10 protein-coding genes are annotated in these 13795 nt (G+C 69.8%); 4 read left to right on the plus strand and 6 right to left on the minus strand.

What is annotated here, in order from left to right:
• Positions 1 to 157 precede the first annotated feature (157 nt).
• Complete coding sequence (locus tag Drose_RS35265) at positions 158 to 757, plus strand: urea carboxylase-associated family protein (RefSeq protein ID WP_260725533.1); 600 nt, start codon at positions 158 to 160, stop codon at positions 755 to 757.
• Positions 758 to 761: 4 nt separating this feature from the next.
• Here the strand turns inward: Drose_RS35265 and Drose_RS35270 are convergent, their stop codons facing one another.
• Positions 762 to 2006, minus strand: a complete 1245-nt coding sequence (locus tag Drose_RS35270) for an MFS transporter (protein ID WP_260725534.1) — start codon at positions 2004 to 2006, stop codon at positions 762 to 764.
• A 217-nt stretch (positions 2007 to 2223) separates the two neighbouring features.
• The gene (locus Drose_RS35275; protein ID WP_260725535.1) at positions 2224 to 2553 is read right to left on the minus strand and encodes a hypothetical protein; all 330 of its coding nucleotides are present in this window, start codon (positions 2551 to 2553) and stop codon (positions 2224 to 2226) included.
• Positions 2554 to 2845: 292 nt separating this feature from the next.
• On the opposite strand from Drose_RS35275, the gene Drose_RS35280 reads away from it, so the two are divergent.
• Positions 2846 to 4135, plus strand: a complete 1290-nt coding sequence (locus Drose_RS35280) for a glycoside hydrolase family protein (protein ID WP_260725536.1) — start codon at positions 2846 to 2848, stop codon at positions 4133 to 4135.
• An 18-nt stretch (positions 4136 to 4153) separates the two neighbouring features.
• Here the strand turns inward: Drose_RS35280 and Drose_RS35285 are convergent, their stop codons facing one another.
• The 3 genes from Drose_RS35285 to Drose_RS35295 all read right to left on the minus strand — a co-directional run bounded on the left by Drose_RS35285 (position 4154) and on the right by Drose_RS35295 (position 10939).
• Positions 4154 to 6445 (minus strand): 2OG-Fe(II) oxygenase, encoded by a 2292-nt coding sequence (locus Drose_RS35285; RefSeq protein WP_260725537.1) that lies wholly within the window; start codon positions 6443 to 6445, stop codon positions 4154 to 4156.
• 2 nt (positions 6446 to 6447) lie between these two features.
• On the minus strand, positions 6448 to 7761 hold the full coding sequence (locus Drose_RS35290) for a hypothetical protein (RefSeq protein ID WP_260725538.1): 1314 nt from the start codon (positions 7759 to 7761) through the stop codon (positions 6448 to 6450).
• Between the two features lie 391 nt (positions 7762 to 8152).
• Entirely contained in the window at positions 8153 to 10939 is a 2787-nt protein-coding gene (locus Drose_RS35295) for an ATP-binding protein (protein ID WP_260725539.1), read from the minus strand.
• A gap of 309 nt (positions 10940 to 11248) precedes the next feature.
• Between Drose_RS35295 and Drose_RS35300 the strand changes: the two genes are divergently transcribed.
• Entirely contained in the window at positions 11249 to 12199 is a 951-nt protein-coding gene (locus Drose_RS35300) for a helix-turn-helix transcriptional regulator (RefSeq protein ID WP_260725540.1), read from the plus strand.
• Positions 12196 to 12399: a hypothetical protein gene (locus Drose_RS35305; RefSeq protein ID WP_260725541.1), complete on the plus strand. Its 204-nt coding sequence runs from the start codon at positions 12196 to 12198 to the stop codon at positions 12397 to 12399. The genes Drose_RS35300 and Drose_RS35305 overlap by 4 nt, the downstream gene beginning before the upstream one ends.
• Here the strand turns inward: Drose_RS35305 and Drose_RS35310 are convergent.
• A complete protein-coding gene (locus tag Drose_RS35310; RefSeq protein ID WP_260725542.1) occupies positions 12396 to 13523 on the minus strand; it encodes an IS630 family transposase in 1128 nt (375 codons plus the stop codon). The genes Drose_RS35305 and Drose_RS35310 overlap by 4 nt on opposite strands.
• Positions 13524 to 13795 lie beyond the last annotated feature (272 nt).

Consider the following 13795-nt stretch of genomic DNA (forward strand, 5'->3'; position numbering starts at 1 on the left):
GCTGGATGAATACTCAACCGTTCCCCCGTTCCCGTGGCGTGCATATATCGACGGGCTTCGTCAGGCTAGAACCGCACCAACGGACTGTCAAGCTCATGAATTTCGGTCTATTTCGCGACTGATATTGTGATCTCGTGAGTTCGACTGTTGTGATCTCGTGAGTTCGACGCTGATACCACCGAGCTGCGGCAGGGCGATCGCCGTGCGCGCGGGCGGCCTCGTCGAAGTCGTCGACGTGGAGGGAAGTCAGGTCGGCGATCTGTGGGCCATAGACGTCGCCGACCCACGGCGATGGCTGTCCACCAGCCACACCCGGGACACCCTCGAGCAGCTCTTCCCGCGCGTCGGTCAGAGCTTCGTCGACCAGCGGTATCAGCCGATCCTGGAGCTGGTCGCCGACACCTCGCCGGGACTCCACGACATGCTCTTCCCCGCCTGCAATCCGGCGCTGTACGCCCGGGAAGGCTCGCCGCAGCATCCGAACTGCGCCGACAACTTCGTCGCCGCCGCCGGGCAGGCCGGGGTCACCCTGCCCGCGGTACCGGATCCGGTCAACCTCTTCCAGAACTCGGCGCCCGACGCCGACGGGCGCATCGCCGTGCACGCGGCGATCACCCGCCCCGGCGATCGCGTCCGGCTGCGCGCCCTGCGTGACATCACGCTCGTGCTCACCGCCTGCGCGGTGGATTTCTGGCCGACCAACGGCGAGCGATGCACCAGCCTTCGCCTCGACCAGCTCGACGGCGACGGCAACTAGCGCATCAGCGCGTCGCGGGTTCCTCTTCGAGCACGCGCATGGAGCGCAGCGGTGACAGCGCGACCGGCAGGACGGCCAGTAGCATGCCGGCGCACCCGATCCACATCGCCTCGCGGACGCCGAGCCAGCCGCCCAGGGCGCCACCTAGGATCGCCCCCAGCGGCATCGTGCCCCACACCACGAACCGCATCGTGGCGTTCATCCGGCCCAGCAACCGCTCCGGCGTCACGCTCTGGCGGAAGCTCACCTGCGTGACGTTGTAGATGACGATGCACGTGCCGTCGACGACGCTCGCCGCACCCGCCAGCCAGAGCAACCAGCCCGGCTGCGCCAGCGGGATCAGGAACACCATCAGACCCGAGATCAGCACCGAGATCACCAGCGCGGGTCCCTGCCCGAGCAGGCCCACCACCGGCTTGATGGCCAACGCGCCGAGCAGCGCCCCGATGCCGAACGTCGCCATGAACAGCCCGATGACGCCCGGGGACAGCCCGAGCTCACGCGCGAGATAGAGCAGCAGCATCGCCTGAAACCCCGCGCTGAACAGGTTCGTCGTCCCCGTCGTCATCGCGATCGCGCGCAGCAACCGGTGGCCCAGCACGAACCTGATCCCCTCCAGCACCTCCCGACCCAACTGCCCCCGCGGCGGCTTGGGCGGCACCGGCTCGCGACGGCGGACGAACCCCAGGAACAACGCCGAAGCCAGGAAACTCAGCGCGTCGACGGCCACGGCGAAGGGCGCGGTGAACGCCTGTACCAGCACGCCCCCGAGCGGCGGCCCGCCGAGCTGGGCGCCGGAGTGAACCACCTCGAGCTTGGCGTTGCCGTCGACTAGATGCTCCTTGCTGACCAGAAAGGGCAGATAGCTCTGGTACGCCACGTCGAAGAAGACCGTCAGCACACCCGCGACGAGGCCGACGACGTATAGCTGGGGCATCGTCAGCACGCCGGCCAGCCAGGCGACCGGCACGGAGCCCAGCACCACAGCGCGCCCGAGGTCGCCGACGATCAGCACGTCACGCCGCCGCAACCGATCGACCCAGGCCCCCGCCGCCAACCCGATGAGCAGGAACGCCGCCGTCTCACAGGCGGCGAGCAGACCGACCTCCAACGCGGACGCCCGCAGCGTGATCACCGCGACGAGCGGCAACGCGACCAGACCGATCTGGCTCCCGACCTGACTGATCGAGACGGCGAAGAGGAGCTGCCGGAAATCGCGATGAGCAAGGAGACCGGGGCCCGCACGCATCCTGATACTATCGACCATAATCATTCTCCGTGCCACCCTGCTCAGCGATCCACACCGATCTCGCTCTCCAGATCCCTCCTCGGCGACCGGCGCCGTCCGCGACCCGACCGATGACCGCGTGGTCGACAAGCACTACGACTTGACCCGCGGCGCGAATCTTGCAGTGCTGCCGGATGAGCTCGTCGCTCTCCTTGCTGACGATCGTGGGCCGACCGGCCTACTGCGCAGCGTTGCCGGCCATCTGGATGGCGTTGCGCGCCTGGCCGAGGAGCCGGCCCAGCGCCCGGTGGAGCACCTCAGCCTGGTCGAGGGTCAAGTCATGCGGATGCGACTCAATGATCAGCTCCGGATCATCATGATGCTGGTAGACCACCGGCGACCCGCCGTTCCCCGGCCCAGCCACGCCGTCAGCACGCTCCGGCGCGACCACGCCGGCGAGGATGCCGGCCAGCTCCCGGCGCAGCGCGTCGTCAGGCACCGGCGTCACCATCAGTTGCACGAAGTCCCGGCCGCCGTTGCTCCGCCACAACGACGCCGCGACCTCCACACCCGAGATCTCATCGCCGGGTACGACGACCCCGGCGGATCGATGCGACGGACCGGTACAACCTCCGACCTCGCCCACACACCATTGCGGGTGCACGATCGCCACCATCATGGCCTCCCAACGCTCGATCGACCGCCGACGTCCTTGACGGTATGGGATGCGGTCGATCGATGTGAACGTTGTCGCACCAGGTTGGCGTTACGGCGCGATCCGCCGCCATGCCGCTCGCTTTCATGATCATGGGTTGCGGTCCCCTGCCGGCACCCAGCGTGCGGCACGCTAGCATCTGTCGATGGCTCATTCGATGTGGATGACGGGTGTGTCACGCGCCCGTGGCCTGATGATCCTCGCCGCCGCCAGTCTGCTCGCCGCCACGGTCGCCACGCCTGCGGCGTCCGCGTGGACACCGACGGTCTCGTCGTCGGGCGTACCACTGCCCAATGGGGTTTACCCCGGCAAGTCCGGCTATGACACCGCCGGCTATTACCAGTACGCACCGTCCATTGTGCAGACGACGAGTACGCAGCGAGTCATCTACTACTGCGCCAACACGGTCGCGTACGACCGCAGCAAGGGAAACGCCGTTACGGCGACTCACGACCGTGTGCTGTTCAACGTGGGCACCCGTCGGCCGGACGGGTCGTACAGTTGGGGTGCCACCCGGGTGGCGCTACGGCCGCGGCTGAAGCCGGGCGACGCCAACTACAATCCGTCGACACCGAGCTGGGCCGCGTACCACATTTGCGACCCGGAAGTGGTCAAGGGCAGTTTCAGCTACGCCGCGCCTGGCCAGAGCCCGGCGACCTATACCTGGGCGATGTTCTTCACCGGCGCGGACAACGACGACCACGGCGTGGACGGGCGGTTCAACGTGGTGGGCGTGGCGCTCGCCAACTCACCGCTGGGGCCATGGGCCATCGTCGCCCGCCCGATCATCGACATCGACGAGCCGGACTACAACCCCGCCGGGTACGGGGTCGGCCAGCCCAGCGCGACCAGCGTCAACCAGCAGGGCCACCTCCTGCTGTTCTACAGCGGACTCGACTGCGCGGCTCTGGATGCGCCCGATCCGGCCTGCAAGATCGACAACCGGGGCACCGCCGTCCGCACGCTGGACCTCAGCAACGCCAACGCGCCGGTTCTCGGCTCCAGGTCGTTCGTCACCACGGCCGGGCTGACTCCCGAGCCGTTCCTGCCCAACTCCGGACGGTTTCTGCACAATGCCTCCTGGGCCTATGACCCGAGCCGGGACTCCTTCGTCATCTCCCGGGACACCGGCGCCCAGTACGGCAACGAAGTCCAGGTCAACGTTGAGATCGATCGGATAGCCGGAGCGAGCATCTGGTCCGGCGGCGGCACCTGGACGGTCGTCGGCCAGATCACCAGCAGGCAGACCGGATACCACTGGAACCACAACTCGGGACTCGTCCGCGGCGTGTACGGCGGGCTCGCCTACCAGAGTCCGCAAGACTATTCCGGGGTCGACGTCTACTTCGCCACCGAACCCGGCAGCGGCAGCACGCCGCCACCCTGGGACGGCTACTTCACCTACCGGCTTCGGCACTGCACATCCCGCTTCTAGCCTGTTACCCGGGCGTGTTCACCGGGCGTCGGAGGTTCTGTCGAGCCAGGCGAGGTCGGTCTGGTCGCGCTGGCGGGCCTCTCGCTCGCGGGCGAAGAGCGCCTCCGTCTTGGTCAATACCAGGGTGTAGGGTCGTCCGCTACGTCGGGTTTGATGGCGTACCGGCAACTCGTGCTGGTCGATCCGGGCGTGGACATGCCGGCGCCGTTGTTCTGCCAGCGGCCACTCGAAGGAGCGCCGCGCCTTGTCGGTGAGGAACGCGTCCAGGGTCTGGCACAGTTCGCAGTGGCAGCCCGCCGGCAACTCGATCGACCAATCGTCAGCGGACCGGATCGGCCGGGCCAACCGAGTCGCAAGCCGCGCGGCGCAATGGCGCGAAACGACGTCAAGTCCTGCGGCGGCGCGGGTAGCGCGGCTGGCCGTGTGGGCTGCGCGGAGCGCGGACATGGCGCACACGAGCAGATCGTCGTTGTCGACGCTCAGGAAGGCGACCATCTCGTCGCGTAGGTCCGCCGCCGCGAGGTTCGCCGTGCTCAGCAGCAGACCGGCGACGGCCGGCCCGAGTTCACTCAATGCCGCGTGCCGGTGGCTCGGAGCGGGGTATCGCAGCGTCCTGTCCACCGATTCCCGCAGCGGGGTCCAGGCGGCGGCGGACAGCAGTCGGCCCACCGACACACCGTCTTCGGGCGTCTCACACAACGCGTCGCATACGGCCGGCAGGGACTCCAGCCACACCGCCCGCTGTTGCTGCGATGCCAGGTACGCCGGTCGATCGCGGCCGAACCAGACGTCGACCAGTTCGCGGGTCCAGGAATCGCCGTAGCGCACGGCGACCCGGGCGAGCGCCGCGGCATGGGAGCGGCCCAGCATCTCGATCTGGAACGGCGTGAGCAACATGGCCGCGGTGCCGGGCTCATCCAGGTCGTGGGCGACCGTGAGCGCCTTGCCCAGCATCTGCTCGGCGTTCGCCTTCGCCACCACGCTCCAGAAGGGGGCGAGCATGGCGGCCGCGTCGCGGGCCTCGGCCACATCGCCCGCCCGGACCAGGTCGGCGAGCCGATCGAGTGCCCACATGGGCGAGGCCTGCGCACGGATCGCGAAGGCCCACCTGCGCGGCCAAACCACGATTGCCGCTCTGCGGTACCAGCGCTCCAGGGTGTTGCCGTAGTTACCCAGGTAGCCCTCGTACGACGAGGCGTGTGGCGACAGGTCCGCCGTCGGTGTCGTCGCGCATACTTCGTCGTCGTAGACGATCAATGAGGTGGGCGTGGCCTCGTCACCCTCATCCAGCCAGCAGTCGAGGCTGGTCGTCGACTCGATGAGCTCCTGCAGTTCGTAGTCCCCATCCTCCTCCGTCTCATCTCCGTCATCGTCGTCCCAGTACCGGCCGTTTGGTTCGGCGTCCTCGGCGATCCACTGCTCGTGCACCTCCGCCAACGCCAGGGCCACCTCGCAGTCGGCGGCGAGTGCCGCTGCCCGTACCAGCGCGGCGCGGCTGGCGTCGTCTCCCTTGAGGCGGGCCCACCCCAGCCCACGCTGGGTGTATTCGTGATCGAGCAGGTAAACCAGGCGCGCAGGCTCGTCCGAATCGCCGAAGTGCTGGTTGAGGCACTCGGCCAGTTCGGCCGTCAGGCGAGGGTCGGTCCGGCCGGCAGCCGCAGCGACCGAGTCACCTTTGAGCAGCAGGTTGTACGTCAGCACAACCCGGTAGCCCGACGTGACCGGCCGGACGTGGTGACGGCAGTCGGCGTAGAAGGCCACGAACGACAGTGATTCCTTCGATGACCGGTACGTCGCGGTCTGGCCGGCGTGCTCGACCACGAGGACACCGCCCGTGGCTGCCGAGGGCAGCGTGACGACAAGAGTCCCGATCATGCCGTCGGCCTTCTCCGAGTCCTGGTGTGGAGCGAAGAACTGGCCGGGCGCGTACACCAGCATCGCGTGGAACTCGGCCGTCAGCTCGCATCCCTCGGGAAGGCCGAGGTCGGCACGCAGGCGCTCGAGGACGTGCCGCAGCGTGACGTTCCACCGCCGCTTGTCGATCTTCACACGGCTCTTCGGGACCTGCCACGTGTCGCGGACCTTCGCGTCCAGCAGCGTCTGCTCGCCCTTGCCGAACCGGGCCGGCCTACCGATCAGGCAGAGCTCTTTCGCCTGCCGGACCGATACGGGCAGGGTGATCGGGCCGATGTCGGTGACCTCCAGCCGAAGGTCGTCGGGACGCGCGGTGCGTCGCGCGCTGAATGACCCCGCATCTGCGGCCCCGCCCAGAAGGCTCGCGAACCGGTCGCGTGGGAAGATCGTAGCCACCGTTACTCGGCCACCCGTGCCATGGGATTCGATCGTCCTCGGTCGTCGAGAATTCCGGGGAACGGGAGCTCGCCCGACGCGTACGCGAGGCAGCGCTCAGTCAACTCCGCCGACATTGCGGTGTGCTCCGCCAGGAAGCGGATCCATTCGGGCAGCAGTGCGACGAGTTCGGCGGCGAAGTCTTCCTGGTAGAAGTCCCGCAGGTGCAGCACGGCCACCGCGACCTTGTGCGGCGAGCAAAACGGATAGAGCGTGGGGTGATCCCTCGGGGACCAGGACTCGGCCAGTTCCTCGGCAAGTTCGTCGGGGCCGACAGGACCGGCGTCGTCACCTTCGCCGATGATCCCACCGTGATAGTCAAGCTGCCGAAGTCGCTTGGCGAACTGCGCCTTGGCGTCGGTGGCTGTCAACCGTACGAAAGCTCGCCCACGCATCCGGCGCACCGCCTTCCGCGCCGTCCCGCCGAGCCGCCGGCTGCGCAGGAACTCGGCATACTGCTCCTCGCCCTCCCCGCCGATCCGTATCCCCTCGACCTCGCCCCGCAGCAGGGCGTCGAGCGTCTCCGAGTCCTCCACCGCCGTCAGGACCGCCCCACCCGCCGCGACCTGCCCGACCGACTCCCGCCAAGCGGCCACCGCGGACTCGGCCGAAGCATGGAAGCCACTGTGCACGGTGAGCACTTCGTAGCCGCAGGTGTCCACATCCCACAGATACCAGCGATCCGGGCCGGCGACCGACGTGAACGGCGCGACCACCGCCCAACGGGTGCCGTAGACATCGCGCGCCCACAACACGGAACCGGTCACGGCATGCCCGCGCGCGACCCGCTTCGCCGTGGGGGCATCCAGATGCGCGGAGATCAGATCACTCGCTGACTCGCTGAGCGGGAACGGCAACACACCGGCGACGACAGCCAGCAGCCGCTGGAGAACGGCAATGTCCGCACCAGCCTCCGCCGGCTTGTGGAACCGCTCGTCGAGCGCCGACAACAACGCACCGACGAAGTCCTCCGGATTGACGATGCCCTCCACGGAGCCGCCCTCGAAGGAGGCCATCGCCGCGCCGTAGCGAATGCACAAGTCGTCTTCGAGATCGTCGTCGGACCGCCCAGGGGCACTCGCGATCAACGCGTCGATCAGCGCCCCGGCCGCATCCCCGGCCAGCGCGGTGCGATGCTCGGCAAGCTTGTGCCGATGCTCGAACAGCTCACCGAAGACGCCGGCTCCTGCGGACCCGCCGCGCGGCGAGACTACCGGCTGGCGGGAGGACCGGCTGCCGGACTGGGCCTTCTTTTTTCGCTTCCGAGACACGGGCACGGTGGGCATCCTATCCACGAGTATCCAACGCCCGGCCGCGATACCTCTCGACGTGCCGCTTCCAGAGGGGGGAACGCGCCGGCGCGGAACGGCCGCAACGCTGACACGAGTGTGCCTCCGCTCGCCAACGGGCACCCGGACCCTGGATCAAGCCGCTCCGCTGCGCCCACTGCTCGAACCGATCCCCGAGCCAGGGCGAATTCGGCGCCTGAACGTCCATCGACAAGATCGGCTCGGCGGCACCCTTCACGACTACCGACATGCCGCTTGAACAGGGCAGATGATCGATCGGCACCTACAGACCCACCGTGTCCACACTACCGGCACTCCTCGGTGACCCGCCTTACTGTAAACCCTCGTAGTCGGCAAAATATGTGAATCAGAGGTCCGCTCAGTCCGGCGGCTCGGCTCCGAACTCGGCGGCGACCCGGCCGGCCATGGCGGTGCGCGAGCGTACGCCCAGCTTGGCGAAAACGCGCGACAGGTGCGACTCAACCGTGCGGCGGCTGAGGAAGAGGCGGGACGCGATCTCCTGGTTGGTCAGGCCGGCCCGTACCAGCTCGGCTATCTCACGCTCGCGTGCGGAGAGCGCCACGCGGGGCGGGGCTTCGGCCTGATGCCGGTCGAGCACCGACAGGAGCCAGGTCGCGCCGCACGCCTCGTAGTCGTCCCGCGCGCGCCGCAAGGCGTCCCGGGCACGTCCGGGCCGGCCGCCGCGCGTGTGCGTGATGCCGGCCAGGTGCCGCGAGAGTGCCGCCTCGATGGGCGCCTCGGCGGTGGCGAGCCGGTCAGCGGCCTGGTCGGCCAGCGTGCCGGCCTCGTCGAAGCGGCGGGCCTGGGCGGCCACGTACGCGCGAGCACAGGTCGCCCAGCCGATTTCGTAGGGGAGCCCTGCGGCGTCAGCCAGCGATCCGGCCCGGTTGGCAAACCGTCCAGCGCCGCCGATGTCGCCCGACCGGGCCAGTGCGACGGCGCGCAAGGCGTCGCGCGGCACGGCGGTCGGCGGCCCGGTCGGCCACGACTCCGGCGGGCCGGAGACGATTTCCAGGCACGGTCCGGTCTTACCGGCGGCCAGGTGTGCGATGGCGAGGCTGACCTGCGCGACGCGCCACCACATCCGGGAACGTGGCCGGCCGGTCGCGGCGAGGCGGTCGGCGGCGGCGATGGTGGCGGACGGTCCGGCGGTCCACAGCAGCGGGCGCAGCGACACCGCCTCCGCCATGGCCCGCATCTCAACGCTGCCGATCCGGCCGGCCGCAGCCGCGGCCTCCTCGGTAAGCTGGATGGCCGGCTCCAGGTGCCCGAGCCGGGTCTGCAACGCGGCCCGCACGACCAGCAGGTACGGCAGCGCACTGCTATCGCGAGTGCTCTCCACGACCTCCGCCGCCCGGTCGAGCCACCGGGCGGCCGCGTCGACGTCGCCCAGTTGCATGTGGACCCACGCCAGCGGGCCGAGCAGCTCGACGTGCGGGCGCAGCGACGGGCTGGTCGCGGCGTCCGCCAGCTTGGCCGCTGCGGCGGCGTGGTGTCGAGCGCCGGCGACGTCGCCGTCCTGAAGGCTGCCGAAGGCTTGCAGCGCCCGGGCCGCGGCGGCGAGCGCCGGCCGGTCGTCGCCGAACAGGACGAGTGCGCGCTCCGCGTGGCGCAGCGTCGCCTCGCCGTCTTCGCGGAGCGCCCCGATCGCGGCGAGTTCCACGTGCAGCTTCCCCCCGGCCGTCGCGGGTAGCCGCTCGCCGTCCAGCTCCGCGGTGAGCAGCGTCGCCGCCTCGTCTATGTCGCCACGAAGACGGGCGACGACCGCGCGGAAGGCCGCCGCCTCGGTGCGTACGGGCTCGCCGACGTGCGCCAGCTCGCGCAGTACCTCCCGGCTGCCCCCCAGATCGCCGCCGAGGCCCAGTGTGCGGGCGTACTGCAACAACACGGTCGGCCGCCGGTCACCGAGGCTGTCGGGATCCGGCAGCAGGCGCAGCGCCATGCCGAGCCAGCGGGCGGCCTGAGCGGGCGCGCTGTACGTGAAGGCCAGCCCCGCCTCGATCAGCACCTCGGCGGCGGCTTCGTCACCAGGCTGGGCCGAGCGCGCGATGTGGTGCGCCACCACCTGAAGCGATCCGCGATGCGCCCGTAGGTGCGCCGCCGCGCGGGCGTGAGCGGCGACCCGCCACGCCGGGCCGGCCAGCTCGTGAGCGGCGGCGCGTACCAGCGGATGGCGGAACCGCAGCAGGCCGCCGTCGACGTCGATCAGCCCGCGTCGGTGCAGCCGGTCGGCGCCGGCGATGACCGCCCTGGTCGGCAGTTCGGCCACGTACGCGACGAGGTCGATCGGCGCGTGGGCACCGGCGACCGCCGCCGCGTACGCGACGAGCCGAAGCCGTTCGTCGAGATCGGCGATGTCGGTGACGAGCCCGGTGAGGATTTGGCTCTCCGAGGCGTCGAGGTCGTGGTCGTCCACGAGCGCGGCGAGTGTGTCGTCGCGGAGCCGGGACAGGGCCTGGACGTAGAGCGGATTGCCGCCGCTGGCACGCACGATCAGTGCTCTGCGGCGGCGCGGCACCTCCGGCAGGAGTGCGTCGACGTCGGCCGGCCCGAGGTGCGGCAGGCTGATCTGGGTAGCGGCCGGACCGATGTGCGCGATCGCGTCGACCACACCGGACGGCGGCTGCTCGGTGCGGAAGGCGACCGCCACCAGCGTCGGCCGCCGCGGGGGCTTGCGGATCAGGTACTCGGTCAGCTCTAGCGACGGGGAGTCGGCCCAGTGCAGGTCGTCGAGGAGCAACGCGACGCCGGGCGGGCGGGCACCGTCGAGCAGCCGTCGTACCCCTGAATAGATGCGCGCCCGGTCTACCGACGAGGCCGAGCCGGCGGCCCCGTGGCAGTTGACCGCACGCGACACGGCGTCGCCTTCCTCTCTGGCGCCCCGCCCGTGCAGGAGTGGCTGGAGCGCCTCCGCGTACGCCGCGAAGGGCACATCCTGCTCGAACTCGGTAGCCTGGCCCGTGCAGACCAGCAGGCCGGCGGCTGCCGCCCGCTGCTCCAGCGCACGCAGCATACGGGTCTTACCGATGCCCGACTCACCACACAGCTTGACCGCCGCGAACCCGCCGCCGGCCACGGCCGCCACGGCCCCGTCCAGCGCCGCAAGCTGGGCGTCACGGCCGACGAGCGGCCCATCCGCAGCCACGGCGCCTCCCCAGACTCACTGCTGGGCCAAGGATAGGCGGGGCTCGACAGATTCCGTAGTTTCACGGATACCCACGCCCGGCGGGAGACGCGATCCTGACGCAGGGGCCTGGCCGGAGGGTCGGGCTCAGGCGCGGTCACACGGGGCAGGAGACGCGGGATGCGCGATCACGCAGTGGCTGGTCATGGCGGCGCAACGAGGTCGAGACCTGGGCAGGCGCGTCCGACTGACCGCGTCGTGCTCGGTCCCCAGGCGCCTTCGTTGTCGGTCTGGGGGCTGTCTCCGGACGCGGATCTCATCTTCCGCTGCATGCTGATGTTCGGCTCGCAGACGGCCGGGCAGCTCGAGCGCGGCCTCGGAATGTCCCGGCACCGGGTCGCCCGCGGCCTCGACGAGCTGCTCTCGGCGGGTGCGGTCGACCACCGGGCGGGCAACGGTCGCCGGACACTCCAGTGGACGCCGATGAAGCCCAGCAGCTTGATGCCGGCGCTACGCGAGCGGCGGCACGCCAGCGCCCGGGCCGCCCGCCGGTCCATGCCGCTCCACGAGGTCCTGCCCGGTACGGTGCCGCTCGACGACGGTATGCGACACCTGCCGAGCCGGGAGCTGACCCGGGCCCGGCTGGCCGAGCTCGTCGGGGCCGTACGGCACGAGCACCTGGCGATGCAGCCGGAGCGCGCGTACGAGGCCGAGTCCGCCCGCTCGGCGGTGCCGATGGATCGCGCGCTGCTCACTCGTGGCGTACGCATGCGCGTGCTGGGCGCATTGCCGGCGGACGCGGAGGACCCGCTGGTCGCGCACGGCCGGCAGGAGGACGACCTGCGGCCGGAGTACCGGCAGGCGACCGAGACGCCGGTGAAGCTGATCGTCATGGACCGCCGCACGGCGTTCCTTCCGGTCAGTCCGGACGACCTTGACCACGGCTACCTTGAGATCACCCAGGAGGCGGTCGTCGCCGCGCTGGTCGCGCTCTTTCAGCGGCAGTGGGAGGCGGCCCTGGCCCGGCAGGAGCACGGCGTGCCACGGATAACGCTCAGCGAACGGGAACGGGACCTGCTGAGGCTGCTCGCGCAGGGGCATACCGACGCGAGCGCCGCGCGGGCGATGCGGATCAGCCGGCGGACGGTGTCAAACACGCTCCGCGCCCTGATGGACCGGCTGGGCGTCGAAAACCGCTTCCGGCTCGGGCTCGCCGTCGGCGCGCTGAGCCTGATCGAGCCGCCGGGCACCGGGTCCGCGGCGATGGAGGGGGTCCGATGAACCGACCATTGTGGATGCGTCTGATCGTGGCGGCATTGGCGCTCGCCGCGCCATCGGCGACAGCCAGCGCCAGCGGCACGATGACCGTTGGGGCCACCGGCAGACCGTTCGCCCCGCCGCCCCCGCCGGCTGTCATCGACACGACGCCGGGCCAGGTCAGCGAGCCGCTGAAGGACGGCTTCTGCGGCACCTGCGTCTAGTGTCCTGAGTCGTTAGAAGTTTTATTGATCCGGGTGCAGTAGTTGGCGAGGTTGTCGAGGATCTCGTCGGCGGTTTTGGCCCAGACGAAAGGTTTCGGGTCCTTGTTCCAGGCCGCGATCCAGGCGTTGACGTCGTCTTCGAGTTCCTTGACGCTGCGGTGGGTGGAGCGGCGCAGCTTGCGGTTGGTCAGTTCGGCGAACCAGCGTTCGACGAGGTTGAGCCAACTGGCGGAGGTTGGTGTGAAGTGCAGGTGGAAGCGGGGGTGCGCGGCCAGCCAGGCGCGGATCGCCGGGGTCTTGTGGGTGGCGTAGTTGTCGCAGATCAGGTGCAGGTCCAGGTCCGGTGGGGTGTTGGTGTCGATGGTGCGCAGGAACCGCAGGAACTCCTGGTGGCGGTGCCGGCGCTGATGCTGGCCGATCACCTTGCCGGTGGCGATGTCCAACGCGGCGAACAGGCTGGTGGTGCCGTGCCGGACGTAGTCATGGGTGCGCCGCTCGGGCACGCCCGGCATCATCGGCAGCATCGGCAGCATCGGCAGCATCGGCGCGGTCCGGTCGAGCGCCTGCATCTGGGATTTTTCGTCAACGGCGAGGACCATCGCTTTGTCCGGCGGGTCGAGGTACAGTCCGACCACGTCACGGACCTTGTCGATGAACAGTGGGTCGGTGGACAGTTTCCAGGTGTCCACCAGATGGGGCTTGAGCCCGAACGCCCGCCAGATCCGTGACACGGCCGTCTGACTGAGCCCGGTGGCCCGCGCCATCGACCGGGTCGACCAGTGACTGTCCTGATCGGACGGCGCCGATTCGAGCGTCTTGACGATGACCGTCTCGACCTGCGCATCGGTGATCTTCCGCGGCGCGCCGGGACGTGGCTCGTCCTGCAACCCCGCCAGCCGGTTGGCGACGAACCGCTGCCGCCACTTCCCGACCGTCGGCAGCGATGTCCCGAGCCGCCGTGACACCTCACTGTTGGACAGGCCATCCGCACACGCCAATACGATCCGCGCCCGCAACGCCAACGCCTGCGCCGTCTTGGCCCGACGGGCCCAGCCCAGCAACACGTCCCGCTCCTCAGCGGTCAGCGTCAGCTCCGCCAACTTCGGACCACGACCATCACCCATACCATCAATCTACCAACGAACCAACGACTCAGGACACTAGCGCCTGTTTCATAGCTGGGGTCGAGGCGGCCGGTCCTGGACCGCCCAGGAGGCGGTGGGCGGGACGCAGGTTGGCGTGCCGCGGGCAGAAGCAGCCTCAACCGGGGCCATGTGGCGCGCGGCGACGTCACCACCTCGACCGGCTATGCCGGGCAACCGGCCCGCCAGACCCGACATGCTCCTGACCTGGCGCGTCCAAGGCCCGCTTGAAGCGGGCGAGCGGACCGGTTGCG

The sequence above is a fragment of the Dactylosporangium roseum genome (assembly GCF_025264685.1).
Lineage (GTDB): Bacteria > Actinomycetota > Actinomycetes > Mycobacteriales > Micromonosporaceae > Dactylosporangium > Dactylosporangium roseum.